This window comes from Steroidobacter flavus, assembly GCF_042651805.1.
GTDB classification, from domain to species: Bacteria; Pseudomonadota; Gammaproteobacteria; order Steroidobacterales; family Steroidobacteraceae; genus Steroidobacter; species Steroidobacter flavus.
In genome coordinates this window covers 382,560-401,090 of sequence record NZ_JBHSDU010000001.1, presented here as the reverse complement: position 1 = coordinate 401,090, position 18,531 = coordinate 382,560, and the positions used below count along the sequence as shown (strand labels likewise).

At 61.3% G+C, this 18,531-nt stretch carries 16 protein-coding genes and 1 tRNA gene; 8 read left to right on the top strand and 9 right to left on the bottom strand.

The window, feature by feature from the left end:
• Nucleotides 1-31 precede the first annotated feature (31 nt).
• The 3 genes from ACFPN2_RS01660 to ppk2 all read left to right on the top strand — a co-directional run bounded on the left by ACFPN2_RS01660 (nucleotide 32) and on the right by ppk2 (nucleotide 2,636).
• Complete coding sequence (locus tag ACFPN2_RS01660; RefSeq protein ID WP_380594322.1) at nucleotides 32-355, top strand: hypothetical protein; 324 nt, start codon at nucleotides 32-34, stop codon at nucleotides 353-355.
• The gene (locus ACFPN2_RS01655) at nucleotides 330-743 is read left to right on the top strand and encodes a hypothetical protein (RefSeq protein ID WP_380594320.1); all 414 of its coding nucleotides are present in this window, start codon (nucleotides 330-332) and stop codon (nucleotides 741-743) included. Before ACFPN2_RS01660 ends, ACFPN2_RS01655 begins: the two co-directional genes overlap by 26 nt.
• A gap of 969 nt (nucleotides 744-1,712) precedes the next feature.
• The gene (gene ppk2 / locus ACFPN2_RS01650) at nucleotides 1,713-2,636 is read left to right on the top strand and encodes a polyphosphate kinase 2 (protein ID WP_380594318.1); all 924 of its coding nucleotides are present in this window, start codon (nucleotides 1,713-1,715) and stop codon (nucleotides 2,634-2,636) included.
• Here the strand turns inward: ppk2 and ACFPN2_RS01645 are convergent.
• From ACFPN2_RS01645 to ACFPN2_RS01635, 3 genes are all read right to left on the bottom strand, one after another.
• Nucleotides 2,630-4,498 carry an SGNH/GDSL hydrolase family protein gene (locus tag ACFPN2_RS01645; RefSeq protein WP_380594316.1) on the bottom strand — a complete coding sequence of 623 codons (1,869 nt, stop codon included), beginning with the start codon at nucleotides 4,496-4,498 and terminating at the stop codon, nucleotides 2,630-2,632. The genes ppk2 and ACFPN2_RS01645 overlap by 7 nt on opposite strands.
• Before the next feature lie 112 nt (nucleotides 4,499-4,610).
• Nucleotides 4,611-6,590 carry an acyltransferase family protein gene (locus ACFPN2_RS01640; protein ID WP_380594314.1) on the bottom strand — a complete coding sequence of 660 codons (1,980 nt, stop codon included), beginning with the start codon at nucleotides 6,588-6,590 and terminating at the stop codon, nucleotides 4,611-4,613.
• Between the two features lie 375 nt (nucleotides 6,591-6,965).
• Complete coding sequence (locus ACFPN2_RS01635) at nucleotides 6,966-7,295, bottom strand: hypothetical protein (protein WP_380594312.1); 330 nt, start codon at nucleotides 7,293-7,295, stop codon at nucleotides 6,966-6,968.
• Nucleotides 7,296-7,388: 93 nt separating this feature from the next.
• Here ACFPN2_RS01635 and ACFPN2_RS01630 point away from each other — a divergent pair, with 93 nt between their 5' ends.
• The 3 genes from ACFPN2_RS01630 (at nucleotide 7,389) to ACFPN2_RS01620 (ending at nucleotide 10,389) form a co-directional block, all read left to right on the top strand.
• Nucleotides 7,389-9,683, top strand: coding sequence for a DUF349 domain-containing protein (locus tag ACFPN2_RS01630; protein ID WP_380594310.1), 2,295 nt, complete (start codon nucleotides 7,389-7,391; stop codon nucleotides 9,681-9,683).
• Between the two features lie 173 nt (nucleotides 9,684-9,856).
• Nucleotides 9,857-9,933 (top strand) — tRNA-Pro (locus ACFPN2_RS01625).
• 114 nt (nucleotides 9,934-10,047) lie between these two features.
• Entirely contained in the window at nucleotides 10,048-10,389 is a 342-nt protein-coding gene (locus ACFPN2_RS01620; RefSeq protein WP_380594308.1) for a DUF1963 domain-containing protein, read from the top strand.
• On the opposite strand, the gene ACFPN2_RS01615 is transcribed toward ACFPN2_RS01620, so the two are convergent.
• The 5 genes from ACFPN2_RS01615 to ACFPN2_RS01595 form a co-directional block, all read right to left on the bottom strand.
• Nucleotides 10,386-10,865, bottom strand: a complete 480-nt coding sequence (locus tag ACFPN2_RS01615; RefSeq protein ID WP_380594306.1) for a hypothetical protein — start codon at nucleotides 10,863-10,865, stop codon at nucleotides 10,386-10,388. The two genes, ACFPN2_RS01620 and ACFPN2_RS01615, sit on opposite strands and share 4 nt — an antisense overlap.
• Before the next feature lie 90 nt (nucleotides 10,866-10,955).
• Nucleotides 10,956-11,333 (bottom strand): VOC family protein, encoded by a 378-nt coding sequence (locus ACFPN2_RS01610; RefSeq protein WP_380594304.1) that lies wholly within the window; start codon nucleotides 11,331-11,333, stop codon nucleotides 10,956-10,958.
• A gap of 63 nt (nucleotides 11,334-11,396) precedes the next feature.
• Nucleotides 11,397-12,782 carry an efflux transporter outer membrane subunit gene (locus ACFPN2_RS01605; RefSeq protein WP_380594302.1) on the bottom strand — a complete coding sequence of 462 codons (1,386 nt, stop codon included), beginning with the start codon at nucleotides 12,780-12,782 and terminating at the stop codon, nucleotides 11,397-11,399.
• Nucleotides 12,782-13,927, bottom strand: a complete 1,146-nt coding sequence (locus tag ACFPN2_RS01600; RefSeq protein WP_380594300.1) for an HlyD family secretion protein — start codon at nucleotides 13,925-13,927, stop codon at nucleotides 12,782-12,784. Before ACFPN2_RS01600 ends, ACFPN2_RS01605 begins: the two co-directional genes overlap by 1 nt.
• Nucleotides 13,924-15,591 (bottom strand): MFS transporter, encoded by a 1,668-nt coding sequence (locus tag ACFPN2_RS01595; RefSeq protein WP_380594298.1) that lies wholly within the window; start codon nucleotides 15,589-15,591, stop codon nucleotides 13,924-13,926. The genes ACFPN2_RS01600 and ACFPN2_RS01595 overlap by 4 nt, the downstream gene beginning before the upstream one ends.
• Before the next feature lie 105 nt (nucleotides 15,592-15,696).
• On the opposite strand from ACFPN2_RS01595, the gene ACFPN2_RS01590 reads away from it, so the two are divergent.
• Nucleotides 15,697-16,794, top strand: coding sequence for a serine hydrolase domain-containing protein (locus ACFPN2_RS01590; protein ID WP_380594296.1), 1,098 nt, complete (start codon nucleotides 15,697-15,699; stop codon nucleotides 16,792-16,794).
• Nucleotides 16,795-16,816: 22 nt separating this feature from the next.
• Here ACFPN2_RS01590 and ACFPN2_RS01585 read toward each other — a convergent pair whose 3' ends face one another.
• Nucleotides 16,817-17,170 carry a RidA family protein gene (locus ACFPN2_RS01585; protein ID WP_380594295.1) on the bottom strand — a complete coding sequence of 118 codons (354 nt, stop codon included), beginning with the start codon at nucleotides 17,168-17,170 and terminating at the stop codon, nucleotides 16,817-16,819.
• A 131-nt stretch (nucleotides 17,171-17,301) separates the two neighbouring features.
• On the opposite strand from ACFPN2_RS01585, the gene ACFPN2_RS01580 reads away from it, so the two are divergent.
• Nucleotides 17,302-18,528 (top strand): GAF domain-containing sensor histidine kinase, encoded by a 1,227-nt coding sequence (locus ACFPN2_RS01580; RefSeq protein ID WP_380594293.1) that lies wholly within the window; start codon nucleotides 17,302-17,304, stop codon nucleotides 18,526-18,528.
• Nucleotides 18,529-18,531 lie beyond the last annotated feature (3 nt).

Below are 18,531 nucleotides of genomic sequence, written 5' to 3'. Positions count from 1 at the left end.
GGGGAGCACCGAGAACGAACTGGTCGGTCCGGTGCAGGGCAAGGATGCGGTTGCGCTTGAGGTTGCATTCGCCGAATCGATCCGCGCCGTGAGTGCCGAAAGTGACGAATACTACCGCTCCATTCTGAATTCTCTGAGCGCTGCGGGCAGGGTGGCTGTGGCGAGCCGCGTCGATGCGATCGCAGCTTCCGGGCGGGTCACGCACTCACGCTTCGATACCGCCGCATTTGCTCGTGAGAAGCCAGAGCTGGCGCTGCAAGCCATCGAGGCCGCATGCGCACCTCGATCCCCGGCTGCAAAACCTCAGTCAGTGACTCCGAAGGGAGACGATGCCTTCGGAACCGTGGTGCGCTAAGGAGAGCTCACATGAAATTGAATATCACGACTTGCGTATTGGCTGCGTCGATCTGGCAGCACCGGCCAGCGAAGGGGATTACGCGGGCTGGCAGACTCGCGGCACGCGGGTGACGTTCGATGAGATTGATACAAACCCGGTGCAGCTGTGGTATGTAGCCCATCATCTCGCTCAGCTGTACAACAACACTGGCGGGCTGATGGGAGAGTATTATCAGTGCTATGTGCGCGACTGGGGGCCGGGAGACAGCACGATCTATGTCAGATGGTGGGTGCTCGCACCGATGACGTACACGAATACCGGGCATGTCCAGTCGCAGTACTCCACCGGTACTTGGGTGGATGATTATCAGTATGTGAACTGTTTTGTGCCTGTTCCCTTTGGCTAGTCGATACGCAAGAGGAGCGCGCAATCGCGCTCCTCTTCTCAGCAGTCGCGGACCCACTATCGTGAAGTGTGCACGAAGATCAGCAGTTGTTATAGCGTTGCTCGCATCGCTTGCGGCCCAAATCGCGCATGGAGATGTTAAGGGATGTGCTGACTCGCAAACCAAGGAACTGATCGATCTGGGTGAGCCCCAGGTGGATCCTGGCGCGCTTCGGCAAGTACTCCAGCGTCGTTCAGATCACTACGCAAAGATCATTGGCGTAATGGAGAGCTTTTTGACCTTGGCGCCACCCTTCGATCCGGCGGTCGCCGAACAGCGTTACGGCGCGAAAGAGATCTGCACGGAGCAGATCCTTCCCACACTTCCACCGAAGATCGTTCTGCAATTCACGATGGACGATCTCAGGTACCGAGTGACTTTGCGGCGTGTGGCGCCGCCAAGGCCCCAATAGCGGGCCAAGCCTCGGTGCGCCCGAGGAACGTAAGCGCGGGCGACAGAATCCTTCAGAGCCTCGAGTCCAGCATCATGGCTAACCGTTCTGATCATTGTTTGTTGCGATGTCGATTGTCTGGATAATGCGTGCAGCTTCGGGATCGGCGCCTGGGGTGGACGCATGCTAGGGCGGCTCGGATTCGTGCTGATCGTGTAACGTCATTAGCGCTACAGGGATCGCCCGCCGTCGCGGATCTGGCGATCGCCATCAATCCGCAGTTCAAGTATGCGAACGTGACTGAGCGCGGCTACCTGCTGCTCGATATAGATGCTCAGCGCACCCTCCGCGGAATGGTGGTACGTCGAAGGCGTCCGGCGTCGCACGTCGAGCGAGCTGCTCGGCGGCGCGTACCAAGCGCGGGCGGGGCGCAACCGCCTGGAGTCGGGGCGGCAATCTCTGCCCCGGGCCGACGCACCCTTGCCAGCGCCGGCGGCGAGTCAGCAATATGGGCACATCTTCGCGCACGAGAGACTGCCATGAACGAATCGCCGGAGCTCGATCACGACGAACTGATTCTGCGTATCGGTCGTGATCTCGCCGACAGCTATGACGAAGAGCTGGAGATGGAGTTCGAGGATCATCATCCGCTGCCCGACGCGCAGGGCCCGATTCATGGCGAGGCGGAAAAGGAATATCGACGTCAGTACTTCCGGCAACTGCTGCGACTGCAGGCGGAGCTGGTGAAGCTGCAGGACTGGGTGGTCGCCACCGGTCAGAAAATCGTCATCCTGTTCGAAGGGCGGGACGCTGCGGGCAAGGGCGGCGCGATCAAGCGCATCACGCAACGGCTCAATCCTCGTGTCTGTCGCGTGGTGGCGCTGCCGGCGCCGAACGAGCGTGAGCGCACGCAGTGGTACTTCCAACGCTACGTGACGCACTTGCCGGGCGCTGGTGAAATCGTTCTGTTCGATCGCAGCTGGTACAACCGCGCCGGTGTCGAAAAGGTGATGGGCTTTTGCACGCCGGAAGAATACGAAGAGTTCTTCCGCTCGGTGCCGGAGTTCGAGCGCATGCTGGTGCGCTCGGGCATTCATCTGCTGAAGTACTGGTTCTCCATCACGGATGAGGAGCAGCACTTGCGATTTCTCGGGCGGATTCACGATCCGCTCAAACAGTGGAAGCTCAGCCCCATGGATCTAGAGTCGCGTCGCCGTTGGGAGGACTACACCAAGGCGAAGGAAGTCATGCTCGAACGTTCACACATTCCCGAGGCGCGCTGGTGGGTGGTGCAGGCTGTCGACAAGAAGCGTGCTCGCTTGAACTGCATGGATCACCTGTTGAAGCAGTTCCCGTACGAAGAAGTGCAGAAGTCGTCGGTCACGTTGCCGCAGCGTGAACGGCACGAAGACTATTCGCGACAGGCGGTACCGCAGGACATGGTGGTGCCGGAGGTTTATTGACCGACAAATGTATGACGCGCTCTCGTTCGAAAGGGCGCGACTGAGATTTTCACGAGCTTTCTGAGCAAGGCCGTCAGACCCAGCAGCACCAGGAAGAAATAGTTCGCACTTCCGCCGCCGCCGCTGCTGACGGTTTGAGAGCCATTGCCGCTCGCATTGCCCGTGCCGGGTTCAGCGGCCGGCGGCGGTGATGTTGCCGGAGGATCTGGCGTTGCTTCGACAGCGATCGTTCCGGTCGTGTAGAGCTCGTCCGTGTTCCAGGACAAGCCCGAGGGCAACTCGGGCAGGCTCAAAGATGCGAACGTGCCCGTCAGCGAAGCGAACGAGAGCAGTTTGAAGGTGTCTCCCGTCTTGGGCGTGAAGCCCTCTTTCAGATCGACCTTGAGCGTCGGTTGATTGAGCGTCAACGCTTGCGCGACGGTGAGCTGACCGTGATTCGTGCATGCCGTCGTCCCGCCGAGCTCGACGACCAGCGTCATGCTCGACTGCAACGTCACTGCGCCCGGATCGCTAGGGCAGTCGTTGACGCGAATTTCTCCCATCATTGCCGCGACGGCCGCTGCAGAAAGCTTCTGTGCTCCAAGCCCGGTGTAGTGAACGCGGTCTACAAGAAACTCGGCGCTCCGACCGCTCGTCGCGTTCCAACCGATGTCTTCCATCAAGCGCCGCGCGTTGATGACCATGACATTCGGGTCCGCTTGCGCGATCGACAGCTGTGCGCCGACGTATCGGTCGTACACCGCGGTTTGCGCCGTCGTGAGTCCGTTCTCGTAGACGTCCGCGATCAGGATGATGGGGAAATTCGAGTCGCCGACCCAGCCGCGCACGCGCGAGATTACAGTCGTGATGTCCGATTTGAACTGCGCGGCCGAGACACTGCCACCTTCGTTCGCGCCATAGTGGATGATGGCGGCATGAAAGCCGAATGCGGCAAACATGGCGCCGGCGTTCGCATGCTGACTCAGGAACCGCGACGCCGTGTAGCCGCCCAGCGAGAAGTTATCGACGACCACGCCCTCGGGATGCGTCTCGTTGACGAAGCGCAGTCCAACGATATCGGTGAGCGCGCTATCGCTCGATCCGAACACCTCGAGCCCCATATAGTGATTGCCATTGAACTCGAGCGCATCGGTCTCGCCCGATTTGATTTCGAACGTTGGCGATTGCAGTCCGAGCGTGAGCGTTCCACTCGACGTGGCAGCGGCCGAGTATGAGGGCGCCGCGCTCGCATTCGGGCGCGCTTGATAGGCAATCTCGCCCGATGCGGGATGGGTGGCGGCGTAGATGCGCGCTTTGACCACACCCGAGGTGTTGAAGTAGGAAACATCGGTCGGAATCCCGGCGCTCGCATCGGCGCCGTTTGCATCGTGTTGTAGCAACGTAAGCTGACCGCGATTGCCGCCGGTGATGTTGGTCGCGCTGTTCAGTGTCGAGAACGCCATGGGTCGGGCGTTCGGCAGAATCTGCGTGGCGTTGAGTCGCGTGGCCGTGGGCCCGGGCGCTGCGCATTGCCCGGCGAGCAGCCAGTTCGCGGGCGGGGAGCTGCCGTAATAGAAACATCCCACTACCGGCGTCTCCGGCGAGTTGCCGAAGCGCTTCCACATCTCGTAGTTCAATAGCGGGATGTACTGAAATCCATGCGAGCCGGGGCTCGTCTCCTGAGAATCGCCGAGCACCGCGACGCGGACCGTTTGGGTTTTCGCGTCCTGCCACAGCTCGCGAAATACTTCCGGCCGTTGCGAGTAAAAGAAATCGACCTCTCGAAAGCTGGCGTACGTCTGCTGAGCGCTCGCGATCGAGGGCCAGTGAAGTACGGCCGCGCCGAGGGCGGGCAGTGCGAGTGCCGCGATTCTTCGCAACATCTTGTCTTCGTCCTAACGATGCGAGCGCGACTGACTCGAGTCGAGTTGATTCATCGCCCCGTGCTCGGATCATTAAACGTCGACGAGAGGGACTTTAGTTCCGTGAAATCTCCTAACCGGAGTCCGGGTTCACAACGTCGCGTGAGATCAGCCTCGTCAAGCCGGTATTTTCGACCAGCAGCCGCGCGCCTGCCGGGCTCAAGTGAACCGCGTCGCTGTACAAGATGGGTTTGCCGGGCGGTCGTTGTGAGCAAACATTGGCGGCGCACAGTACGGTGATGGCATCGACCAGCTGTACCTGCGGGAAGGCTGTCTGGAGCCGGGCGAGCACGCGGTTGTAGGGCGCCACGGCCCGCTCGACTTGCACACGGTCGCGCTCGGGATGGCAGTGCGTGGTCGGCAGTCGGAAGGCGCGCAGGAAGCAAGAAGGGGACGTGGGGAAAACCGGGATCTCGCCCAAATAGATGACGCGGGAGTATTGAGTGAGCTCGCTCAACAAACTGCGTAGACCGTACTCGAAGGTGGCCTCCTTCGACTCGGCGGCCGTCGCGCCCGCGCGCGTCAAATGAATCTCGGGATCGTTGATCAGCGAAGAATCGTTGCCGATGACGACGACCACCCTCGGCTTGGTTCGATGCACGTACTGGACGAAGGTTTGCCAGACTTGCTGGCATTCTTTTTCATTCTGGTCGTAGCCGCGGAGCCGAACATTCAACAGCGGCGGGCAACCACCCCGACCGAGCAGCATGACCGAATGCTTTGGCGCGAGGAGGGGCGCGGTGACTTCATAGATGGCGTGTGCCCTCGAATCTCCGACGAACAAGATCGACGGCGGCTTCTCGCTGGTCGTGCGGCAGTAGTTGATCGGTGCTTTGGCGTCGAATCGCGTGGGACACAACGCGTCGCGCCTCGGCCCGTGATGCAGGGCTTGTATGTCTGAATCGAAGCGCTGCGCGACGCCGCCCGTGACATAGACGACGATGCCTGCAAGGCCCGCGATGGTCGCTGCCGCTGCCAGGCGCAGGTTGAAGCGCAGTTCTTTGTGTCTGCGGATCGGCAGCTCAATGTAACGATAGGTGAGCCACGCGAGCAGGAAGCTCAATCCCAACGCCACCCAACGCAGCGCCAGAGGCGGAAGGCCCGCCGCTAGAATGTTCAAGAAGGACAGCAGCGGCCAATGCCACAAATACAGTGCATAGCTGATCAGTCCGGTCCACACCAATGGCCGCGAGGCGAGCACCTTGCGTTGAAACCAGCTGTCGCCGGGCGTTGCCAGAATCAACAGACTGCCCGTCACCGGCAGCAGCGCGGGCCAGCCTGGAAACGGCGTGGTCGTGTCGAATATCACGATGGACGCGAGGATCAGTACCAATCCGGCAAGCGGCAGGAGATTGCTGGCGGTGGACGCGGGTGCTCGGGTCGATTTCTCCATCGACAACGCCAACAGGCACCCGGCGCCCAGCTCCCAGAAGCGAGACACGGGCCAGTAGAAATTCGCGACCGGCGCCGATTGCGACAGGCTCACGCTCAGTGCGAACGAGGCTAGCACCAGGATCGAGAGGATCGCGAACAACGCGGTTTTGCGTTTCCAGAGCGCGACCAGGATCGCGGGCCACACCAGATAGAATTGTTCCTCGATTCCCAGCGACCACAGATGCAGCAGCGGCTTGAACTCGGCGGCGGTGTCGAAGTAGCCGCTCTCACGCCACAGAGCGAAGTTCGCGAGAAATGCCGCCGCCGCCGTCGCATGCTTGCCGAGTTGCTTGAACTCATTCGGTAACAGCAAGAACCAGCCGAGCGCCAGCGTCGTTGCCAGCACCAGGATCAGCGCGGGAAATAAACGCCGCACCCGCCGCCAGTAAAAATCCGCGAACGAGAAATCCGCGTGCAGCAGCTGGCGGGCGATGATGCTGGTGATCAGAAATCCGGAGATGACGAAAAATACGTCGACACCGACGTAGCCCCCGGACACGGTTTCCGGGAACGCATGAAATCCGAGCACAGCCAGCACCGCCACGCCCCGCAACCCGTCGACCGCGGGACGATAGTGGAAATGCTTGGCGTGCCCCGCTGACTGGACGTCAGGGTGCATGGCCAGACCCTCTTCGACTCGAGAGAGAAAATTCGAGAGCTAAGAGAGCCGGCTACTACGGTGGGGAGGAGAGACAGGCGGCGCCGGACGAGCCGGGGGCCAGCAGGGCCGAACAACTGGTGTTACTCAGCATCGGCCGATCTTGCGAGCGATGCTGTTCACCGATCGTGGAGAAGCGGGGAGGGACACGAAGCGAATGACGGCCTTTACGTCGACGCCAGATGGCCTTGCGTAATAACTGCACACAGAGCACCGACATGCTCGTGATCGATTGTCGTGCGCAGTTCGTCATAAAACCTGCAACGTCTTCTCTCCAGCAAAGTTCCTGCACATTGTGCGAGCGAAAATTTGCGGACAGGCGCGGCAGCGATTCCTCTACACGTCGACGTCGTATCCTTTGCCCGCCGGTGTGTCGAATCGATTCGCCAGCTGCGCGTACTCCGGCGGATAGAGCTTCGTCACTTCGAATTGACCGCTGGTGCTATCGGTCACCGCATCGATGGTCTGTCGCAGGATCATCGCGTGGCCGCGCAGGTTCCACTTGCCGTCGATCTCTTCCACCAGGAACACGCGCGTGGGCCTGAGGTTGTAGAGCCGACGTCCGGCGATCGAAAAATCATAAATGCCGCCGACGCGAAGCTCGGCGGGAAAGCCGGCGCCCCGCTTGAGCTTGAGCGTGTCGTTGAGTTCGATCAGATGTCCCATGCGCCGATTCTAGCCGGCCGGCCATGAAGAAACGCTGTGGTCCCCCGAAATCCGCTAGAGTAGGCGTCTGGGGAGGGGAGTCAGGATCGATCGATGTCGTTGTTCTCACGCTTTCGCAAGCCGCCGTCACCTTCAGTTCCCGCGAAACCGCCGGAGACTGTCGCGCCCAAGGCTCAGGAGCCGCAGCCGGGTGCGCCGGAGGCCGCCCTCGTTCCCGCGCAGGAAGAGCAGGGCTTGGAGGCGGCGATTGCGGCCGGCGATATGGAGACGATAGCCAAGCTGGTCATCGACGGCACGTCGACAAAGATCAGACAACTGGCGGCGGAAGCCATCGACGATCCGGCACAGATCCGCCAGCTCATCCGGGATGCTCGCGGCGGTAAGGACAAGAGCGTCTACAAGATTCTGACCCATAAGCGCGATTTGCTCCTGGCGCAGGAACGCGAAGTCGAGCACCTGCACGCCGAAGTGGCCGCCGCGGCCGCCGCGATCGAGAAGCACAGCCATCGCCCGTTCGACCCGCTGTTCACGCCAACCCTGGAGCAGCTTGAGAGTCGCTGGCAAGCGGTGGCCGAGCATGCAGCGCCGGATATCGCCGAGAAAACCCGCCAGGCCATCGACCGGGCGCGCGAAACCATCGCTCAACATTTGAGACAAATCGCCGCCGAAGCCGCGCGCCAGCTGGCCGCCGCCAACGCGGCCGCCCAAGCTCAGCTCCAACGGGAGCAGGACGAGAAGGCCGCCGCAGCTGCCGCCACCGAGCGTGCTCAAGTTCAGGAAGCGGAGCGCAAGGCTGAAACGGAAAAGCACGACGCCGACGCCAAGGCGCTGCGCCAGATTGGCGGATTGGTTCGCAAGGCTCACGGCGCCCTCGCTGCCGGCAGCAGCAAGACGGCTGCGGGTCTGCGTCGAGGCATCGAAGATAAGCTCGCGCACGCACCGGCGCTGCCGGCGCATCTGGCCAATCAACTTCGGCAGCTCGATGAGAAGCTGCAAGAGCTGAAGGATTGGAAGAGCTTCTCGGTCGCGCCCAAGCGCATCGAGCTCATCGAACGAATGGAGTCGCTGATCGGCGCGACCCTTCATCCCACGGCGCTCGCCGGTCACATCAAAGATCTGCAGGAACAATGGCGCACCTTGAGTAAAGGCGCGGGCGAGAATGGCGAGGCGGAGTGGCAACGCTTCCACGAAGCCGCCCAGAAAGCGTTTCAGCCGTGCCGTGAGTTTTTCGAAGCCCAGGACAAGGTCAAGGAAGAGAACCTGCGTCAACGCGGCCTGTTGTTCGACCGGCTCGCCGCCTTCGAAGCTCAACACAATTGGGAGCAGCCCGATTGGCGCAACGTGATCACCGCGGTCCGCGAATCCCGGCAACTCTGGCGTGAACACTCACCTGTCGATCCTGCGGCGGCCGAAGAGCTGCAAGGTCGCTTCAACGCATTGACGGCGGCTCTGCAAAGCCGAATCGATGCCGAGTACGCGCGCAACGTCAAAGAGAAGAAATCTTTGATCGAGCGCGCTCGTGCGCTGGCCGGTTCGCCCGAGACTCGCAAGGCCATCGATGAGGTCAAGCGGCTGCAGGAGCGCTGGAAAGACGTCGGCCCGGTATCGCGCGACGACGATCGCAAGCTGTGGGAAGAATTCCGAAAACAATGCGACGCGTTGTTTCAGAAGCGACAACAGGAATTCGCCACTCAGCATGCGGCGCTGGATTCCAACAAGTCACAAGCCGTCAGCTTGTGCGAAGAGCTGGAGAAGATTGCCGAGCTTTCCGGTCCGGAGCTGCACGAGGGCGCGAGGAAACTCCCCGAGCTGCGCGTTGCGTTCGACGCGATCGAGGAATTGCCCAAGGCCAACGCGCGTCAACTGCAGTCCCGGTTCGAGCGGGCCTTCGAACGTTGTCACAAAGCCGTCGCTCAACAACACGCTCGCGAAGCGGAGCAGGGCTGGGTGGCGCTGCTCGATGCATCGAACGCCGTGCGCGCTTATCGACTCGCTGTCGTTCGAGACTCCGCCGAACGCGATTCGTTGAAGGAAGCCGCCGAAGCTCAACTGACCAGTTCCATCAAGTTGCCCAAGCGAGGACTGGATGTGTTGAAGCACGCGCTCGCTCAGCCCGGCAATGCTGATCTCGCTTCGAACGAGTTGGCGCTGCGAACCCTCTGCGTCCGCGCCGAGATTCTGACTGATGCGCCGACCCCGTCTGCCGATCAGACGCTCCGTCGCGAGTATCAAGTGAAGCGCCTCATGCAGCGCATGGGTCAAGGCATCAAATCCGACGAAGGCCTCGATGCGCTGACACTCGAATGGCTGGCCATCGGCCCAACCGAAGCAGGCACGTACCTACAGCTGCTGGAGCGCTTTAAGGCCTGTCGCGGCAAGGCTCTGTAGTTCAGCTGCCACCCACCGCTCAAAAAGTGTAATATCGCGCGCCGCGGAGCGAGTCGGCGGTCGCGCAGGTTAGCGCAGACGTAATCGACTCGGGGTGGAACCCTTCGCACAACAACGACTTAGTCCCCAAAGTTGTCGTAAAGTGTGCGGCCGTGTAGCATCGATTTCAGTGTCGGGACGTGGCGCAGCCTGGTAGCGCACTTGCATGGGGTGCAAGGGGTCGCGAGTTCGAATCTCGCCGTCCCGACCAATCAGATCAATAAGTTAGAACGACGATTTCTTTGGCCCTGTCGCTGCAGGATACAGCCAGGGATACAAAAGTCGTCCGCTCCTGCTTCATCCACTTCGCAGCAGGAGAAACATTGTGCAACTCGATGATCCGCCAAGCCTCACCAGGATAAGGAGCGGCATCAAAATCACCCGTCGGCTGCCCTCAAGCGAGCGAACAAGGAGCTACATCGGCGGGGCTCCCATGCTCCCGGAGTCAGTGCAGTGGCCGACCCTTCCCCATCAGATCCTGGGGCTCGGGAATGACGGCCAGAATCCCCCGCAGGACCATTACGAGAATGTGCTGTTGCTGCAGCTCGACAGCGATATCGACGCGATGATGCTGTGGGAGGATCTCGGTGCCCTGCAATTTTGCATCTCGGAGGCTGACTTGCGGAGCAGAGCCTTTGATCGCTCTTTTTGCTGGTTGTCCGACTAGGGCACATTCGCTTCCTGACGCTCGCTGGCCAGCGGCGCCCAGTGCCGAGGCTCCAGCCAAGTGAATGGATGGTCGGGACTCAGTTTATGGTCGTAGACCCAGATCCGAGCCGCCAGCAATCCTTTCTTTCGGCGCCGATCGAGTGACAAGGTCCAGCCACCGCTGGCCGGATAGGGGCTGGAGGCGAACCCTAGTGCATAGGCTGTTGCTACGCCGTCCGATGGGAGTCCCGCTGCGACCAGCTCATCGGCCGTGCCGACGAAGCCAATGCAATGCATCGTGTGCGCTTCCTTCGCGCCGTGCATGCTGTTTCGTTGGAAGCTATGAAACTGAAGCCACGGAAACCGGTTGACGAATTCCTGGATGACGCTGCTGTCGATCGATGGATCGTGAAAGGGCGGGTCCGCATATCTGTTTTTGTTGAGGGGGAAGTCGGCTCGCGGCTGTTCGGTCGGCGTGCTTCGCTTTGTGTCCATCGGCTGACCTCGAGTGCTCCGAGCTTTGTGATTCCATGACGAAACAGATCAAGCGTGCGATGCACAGCGCCCGTCTTGTGCCGGAAGTACCTACTGCGCCGAATAACTCACCGCCTCGATCTTGTTGCCATCCGGATCGAAGACGAACGCGCCGTAGTAATTATCGTCGTAGTCGGGGCGAATGCCGGGTGCGCCATCGCTGCGTCCGCCATTCTTCAGCGCAATCTCGTGGAACTCATCGACCATTTTTCGGCTACGGGCTTGGAAGGCGATATGAGTACCGTTGCCGGCGGAGGCAGGTTGTTTGTTGGTGGGCACCACCAGGCTGAACAGAATTTCTCCCGTGCCGTAGTGCGCGCCGGTCTGATCGCATTTCAGCAGGCGAAAACCTAGCAGGGCGAACACAGGATCGTAGAATCGACGTGAGCGCTCCACATCGTTGGTCCCAAGCGAAACATGATTGATCATGGCAGCACCCATCCAATGGAAAGCTGTTCAACCGACACGACTGCCGGGAAGTTCCTCGAGTAACTACCGCTCGGCCGGCTGCCACCCGCCGCCCATGGCTCGATATAAATTCACGCTCGCATTCAATCCGTCGGCTTGAATCTGCACCATCGCAAGCTCGGCGGAGAGCAGGCCGCGTTGAGCATCCAGTTGATCGAGAAAGGGCGAGTAGCCCGCGCGATAGCGATTGGTTGCGTGACGAAGCGCTTCGGCGAGGGCGTTGCGTTGAGCTTCGACATGTTCGGCTTGTTCGGCGAGTCGTTGAAGGGCAATCAGGCCATTCTCCACTTCAGACAGCGCGTCGAGCACGGTTGCTCGATAGTTGTATGCTGCTTGGTCGCGTACCGCGGCGGCTTCATCGCGTTGAGCAGAGGCCAGGCCGCCGTCGAAGATGGGCGCGAGTACGCTGGCGCCGATAGAAAACAAACTGATGGGATCATCTTCCAAGCCGCTTGCAAACACCGCGCCGGCCGCGCCGGTGAGTTGCAGCTTGGGCAAGAACGCTTTACGGGAAGCGGCGAGACTAAGATCGGAGGCGGCGAGTTGATATTCGGCTTGGGCGACATCGGGTCGACGGCGCAGCACTTCGGCGGGCAAGCCTTCAGGAATGGGCGGAATATGCAACGCGCTCAACGCGACGCCGCGCTCAATCGTGCCGGGTGGCGCGCCGATGAGGGTGCTCAGTGCATTCTCTTGCTGAGCGATAGCGAGTTCGAGTTGAGGAACAGATTGCGCGGTCGATTCATATTCGGCCTGGGCTTGTGCGAGATCGAGCCGTGAGGAATAGCCCACGCGTGCTCTGGATTCGGCGATGTGTAGCGCTTCTGTTCGAGCGCCGAGTGTTTCGCGAGTGACTTTGAGTCGCGCATCGAGCGCGCACAAAGTGATATACGCGCTGGCGGTTGCAGAAGCGACGGAGAGAAGGGCAGCATCGTGGGCGGCTTCGCTCGCAAAGTACTGCTGACGCGCGGCGCCGGCGAGGTTGCGGACTTGACCGAACAGATCCACTTCCCACGCCGCCTGTAATTGAGGTTCGACCGACGAGCCGGTCGACGGCGTACCGAAGGCACTCAGCGAGCGAGCACGCGCGCCGCCGACAGCTAAATCCAGCGAAGGATACAAACGCGAGCGAGTCTGACGTTCCTGCGCCTGTGCTTCTCGAACGCGTGCCGCAGCGATGGCGACATCGGCATTGTTTGCTAACGCGCGTTCGATCAATTGGTCGAGCACGGGATCGCCGTAGAGATGCCACCACTCACGTTCGATCGCAACGGTCGGGCCGGTCGAGACTCGCCATTGCTGGGGCGGTTGGATGGCCGCGCCGGGTGGCGGCGGACGATCCGAGAGCACGCAGCCGGAGAGTGCGCAGACAAGCGCAACCAACATCGGCAGCAAGCTGCTGCGGTTCATCAAGGCGCACCTTGCGCTTGAGCGTTCTCACGCGTGTCGACTTTGACTTCCACCGACATGCCCGGTCGCAGCCGTCGCGCCAACGGCTGATCGGGATCGACGGTGATGCGCACGGACATTCGCTGCGCGACCTTCACGAAGTTGCCGGTCGTGTTGTCGGATTTCAGCACGGCGAATTCGGAGCCGGTGGCCGGCGCGAGACGTTCGACGCGTCCGGTGAGGCGAGCGCCGGCAAGTGCATCCACGTAGAACACCGCAGGCTGGCCGGGCGCCATGTGCGCGGTCTGCGCTTCCTTGAAGTTGGCGGTGACCCAGAACTTCTCAGGCACGACGTACATCAGTTGCGTGCCCGCAGTGACGTACTGACCGACACGCACACCGACATCTCCAAGTTGTCCATTCACCGGCGAACGAATCGTCGTGTTCGACAGATCGATCTCGGCAAGTTTCAGCGCCGCCTGCGCCGATTCGACAGCAGCATCGAGACCGCCGCGACCTACTTCGACTGCGACGATGTCCTGCTTGGCGATCTCACCGGCCGCGCGTGATTGGTCGACGGCCGCTTCGGCGGCTCGCAGCGCCGCGGTGGTCTGGTCGCGTTCACGGAACGACACCGATCCATCGGCGATCAATTCTTCAACGCGCTTTGCATCGGCCTGCGCTCGGAGCAGTTGTGCCTTCGCATTTTCCAACGAAGCTGCCTGTGCGGCGGCCGTCGCGTGTTTGGATCGCAGCGTTTGCTCTGAGTTGGCACGATTGGCAGTGGCCGCGGCCAGATTCGCGCGTGCCTGATCGACGCGTTGGTGATAGATGCGATCGTCGATCTGCGCCAGCACGTCGTGAGCTTGGATCTTCTCGTAGTCCTGCACGGGCACGGCGACGACATAGCCACTCACTTGCGGGCTGATCAATGTGGTCTGTCCGCGAACATAGGCGTTATCGGTCGTTTGAATCGATCGTGAGAAGGGTGGCAGCTCCCACGCATACAGCACAATCAATACGCCCGCGAGCGCGGCGACGATGACGATAAGAGTCGTCGCGAGTGTGTGCTTCGGCGGCGCCCAACCCGTCGGTGAGTTCTTTTGCACCGGTGTTTCGATGGGCTCGGTGACGCGGGGCTCTTCGGGAGGAGGGACTGCACTCATTGTTGGGTACGTTTCTTCGCGATGGCTTCCAAGGCGGCGGCCATTGGGTTTTCGCCAGTGATGTACATGCGCAGTTGCCGCGTGCCGACCCACAACAGGGTCAAGCAGGCGAGTACGCAGACGGTGAGAAACACATCATTGAACGCGAGCACGTTCGCCTCGCGTGTCACTTGCTGGGCCAGCAGTGCCGCACCCTGGGCCGAGCGCAGCGTCGGGTCGCTGACGACGCCGCCATACGCGCCGCCCAGCGCTTGCAGACGAGCGGCGACTTGCGGATCGGTCAGCGTCAACGATTGCACGATGGCGTGCGCATGAAACTTCTCGCGCATGATCTGAAAGGTGCCTAGAAAGGCCGAGCCCGCCAGTCCGCCGAGCGATTGAGTGATGCTGAAGACGGCAGAGAAGGTGACGATGTGATTCGGGCCGCGGGCCATCGCTTGCAGGATGCCGATCAGCAGCGTCGGTCCCATGAAGAACACGGCGGCGAAGGCGAGCAACGACTGACTGATGTACATGTTCTGCGGCCGGATCAGATTGGTCGATTGCGCGTCGATGTAGGCGCCGATCGCGATCAGCAGCACCGAATAGAAAATGGGTCGACCCAGGTTGGCCGGATTCACTGTGAGCGCGCTGGCAGCGATGCCAAGCGCGGTAACAAAGGAGATCACCACGAACAGATTGAACAGCTGATCGTTGTTCACGCCGAGCGCGGTCAACAAACCGATGGCGCCATAGGTCTGTTCCGACAGCAGGACGCGAACCGTGACTGCGATCAAAGCGAAGCGAACGATGATCCCGCTGCCCATCCACCGCGTGTTCAGCAGGGGATTGGCGCGGTTGTGCTCGATCAGCAGAGCGGCGGCGATCAACACAATCGAGCCACAAAGCGCGTAGCCGAGCCACGGAGCTTCGGTCCACCACAGGACGCGTCCGAGCCCGAGGAATGCGCACAACAGCGCGACGCCCGGCGCATACAGCGCGAAGGTGACGAAGTCGAGCTTCTCGAAAGCTTTCATGCGCTCGCTCGGCGGCAGGCGGAGCAGGAACACCGCGGCCAGGCACAGGATGGAGAGTCCCAGTTCGAAGATATACAACGCGCGCCATTGGCCCAGCTCGAGCAGATCGGATGAGAACAGACGCGCGAGTGGAGTGGCGAGTTGCGGGATGCCGATGCCGAGCACGATACCCTTGAGTCGATGCGCGGCCGGCATCGATTGAATCATGTACAACAGACCCAGCGTGGACAGCGCACTGGCGGCGATGCCGCTGGCCCCACGGACCATGAGCGACGTCGCATACTCGTGAACGAATACGTGTGCGGCCGTCAGAAGGATATAAGCAGCGAGGAAGATACGCGCAAAGGGCACGAGCCCGAACTGCTGGCGAAACTTCACCAGCAGCAGGCTCATGGACACGTTGGTCATGGTGTAGACCGTCGTCATCCACGCCGCCTGGTCGCTATAGAGTCCGAGCGCGCCCTGGATATTCTGGAGATTCGCCGAGACCAGCGCATTGCCCATCGCGCCGGTGATGCCGATCAGCAGCCCGATCAGGAAGTAGCCGACGCGGCGTCCGGTGGGGTGATCGGGGGATGCGGGTGAGCCCGGCATCATCGGCCGTTCATGCGGCTTGAATTGGTATTCGCCCGCCTCGTCGTCAGTCATGCGGGCATCGTACGGGGTCGATGCGCGGCCCGCAGTAGTGAACTACCGGGGGATTCCCCCTACAGGTACTATCTGGCGAAGAGTGGCGTGGGGAGCGTCGATTTTATGGTGAAGAGTGCGGTGTGGTTGCGGGCGCTGTTCCTGATCGCATGGTTGGGTGTCGTCGCGCAGGCCGAGGCCGCGCTCAAGCCTGCAGAGGAAGCCGCCCTCGATGCGCTGGCCAAAGAGGCAGTCGGCAAGGGTCAGACAGCCGGATTGGTCGTTGCCGTGGGCGAGGTGGGCAAGCCGCCGGTCGTGCACGCGTATGGTTTCGCCAATCTCGAATGGCAGGCGGCCACCACGGCCGATACTGTTTTTCGTGTCGGTTCCATCACCAAACAGTTTGCTTCCGCGTGCATCCTGTTGCTCGCTGAGCAAAAGAAACTATCGCTCGACGACAAGCTCTCGAAGTACTTTCCGGAGTTCCCGCGCGCCGGTGAAGTGAGTATCCGCCAGCTGTTGAATCACACTTCGGGCGTGCACAGTTATCCCGGTCGGACCGAAGCGACGATCGTGCGTGCCGGCATCTCCGTCGCGGACATGGTGAAACATCTGGGCGGCCTGGGCTACGACTTCGATCCGGGCACGAACTGGGACTACAGCAACTCCAACTATTTCTTGATCGGCGCCATCATCGAAAAGGTCAGCGGTCAGACGTTCCGTGACTTCGCGAAGGAACGATTGTTTCAACCGCTGGGCTTGTCTCAGACCGCAGTCGATAGGAACCAGGACGTCGTTCCGCATCGTGCGACGGGCTACGAGCGCGATCGCGCGAAGCCGGGCACCTACGTCAACGCGGTGTATTCGGACATGAGCGTACCGGGAGGCGCGGGTGCGCTTCGAGCGTCGGCCTCGGACTTGATCAAGTGGACCGAGGCGCTCCATGGCGGTCGCGTGCTCAGCGCCGCTTCATATAAAGAGATGACGACGGTGGCGCGCGTGCCTGGCAAGGACGACGTGTTCTATGGACTGGGGCTGTGGTTGAAGCCTGAACAGGGTCATCCGTTGATCAGTCACAACGGCGGTATCGACGGCTTCGAATCGAATCTGGTCTATCTGCCGGAGCGGAAAATGACCCTGGTCATCCTGACCAACACTCAAAACGGGGCGGGCGAGCTGCGAGCCAAAATGCTCGGCGTGCTGTTCGGCAGCGCTCACGAATGAGCGCTGCCGTTCGAGGCGGCTCTTAGAGCGCGGCGAGGACGCGGATTTCCACGCCATACTTGGGCGAAGCAAGCTTGGCTTCCACGGTTGCGCGCGTCGGCGTGTTGCCCGGGCTGACCCACTTATCCCACACCGAGTTCATCTCGGCGAAGGTGCTGATGTCGGCCAGCCAGATCGTCGCCTCGAGCACGCGGGTCTTGTCGATACCGAGTTCCGCGAGCGATTCGTCGATCTGCTGGAGAATGTCCGTGGTCTGTGCAGCCACCGACTGGCCGGGCGCGTTCTCGGCCACATAGCCGGAGAAGTAGGCGGTGCCGTTGTGGACCACCACGGCGCTCATGCGCGGGCCGACTTCGTAACGCTTGATCTCACTCATTTGTCTTACCTTCGAGTTGCCTCGGGAGTCACGAGGGGCGCGTAGTTTCCCCATCCGTGCCCGCCTGGGCAATGCGCCCCGGGAAATATTTCCCATGACTTACGGCGGGGTTCCGTGCTATGACGCGGGCCATGCATGCTCCATCGGAACAGGAATTGCAGGCAGATGTGGCCATGGCGGGCCGAATCGACGCGATTGCCGCCATTCTCAACGTCATCTGCCGCGTGACGAAAATGCGGTTCGCGGCCGTTGCTCGGGTCACCGAGGATCGGTGGATTGCCTGCCAGGTGCGCGACGAGCTCGGACTCGGGCTCCGACCTGGCAGCGAGCTGGCCATCGAAACCACGATCTGCAACGACATCCGTCAGTGCGGTCATGCGGTGGTCATCGATCACGTCGCCGAAGATCAGCGCTTCTGTGCTCATCCCATTCCCGCAAAGTACGGCTTTCAAAGCTACATCTCGCTGCCGGTGGTGCTGCCCAACGGCGAGTTCTTCGGCACGCTGTGCGCGCTCGATCCGCTGCCGGCCAAGGTCAGCAGCGAAGAGACCTTCGGCATGTTCAAGCTGTTTGCGGAGCTGTTGGCATTTCATCTGGATGCGCAGAAGAAGATCGATGCCAACGCCGCGCTGCTGCTGGACGCGCGCCAGAGCTCGGATCTGCGTGAGCAGTTCATCGCGGTGCTCGGCCACGACCTGCGCAATCCGCTGGCCGCGATCTCAGCGGGCAGCCGGGTGTTGATGAAGCAGCAACTCAACGATCAAGCGCACGACGTGCTCACGTTGATGCAAGGCTGTGTCCGGCGCATGTCAGGCTTGATCGACAACGTGCTCGATTTCGCTCGCGGCCGGTTGGGCGGCGGGCTGGTGCTCGACAGGAATGCCAGAGAGCCGCTCGAGCCGACGTTGTTACATGTGGTCGATGAGCTGCAGACCGCCTGGCCGGATCGCATGATCGATCTGTCGCTCGGGCAGCTTGGCGTCGTGGATTGCGATCGCGCTCGAGTCGGGCAGCTGGTCTCGAACCTGGTGTCGAATGCGCTGATCCATGGCGCGCCTGGTGCGCCGGTGAGAATTGGCGTGCGCACGGAAGGCGGGCAATTGGTCATCGATGTGAGCAATGCCGGCGAGCCCATTCCCGCGGCCGTGCTCGACAAGTTGTTTCATCCGTTCGTCAGGATGGCCTCGCAATCTCAGCAACATGGGCTCGGGCTCGGCTTGTATATCGCGAGCGAGATTGCCCGAGCTCATGGCGGTACGCTGACGGCCACCTCTTCCAAGGACGAGACGCGCTTTACGTTCCGCACGCGAGTGAGCGGCGCCGTAACAGAGCGCATCGTTCAGCAGCGCGCCAGCTGAGGC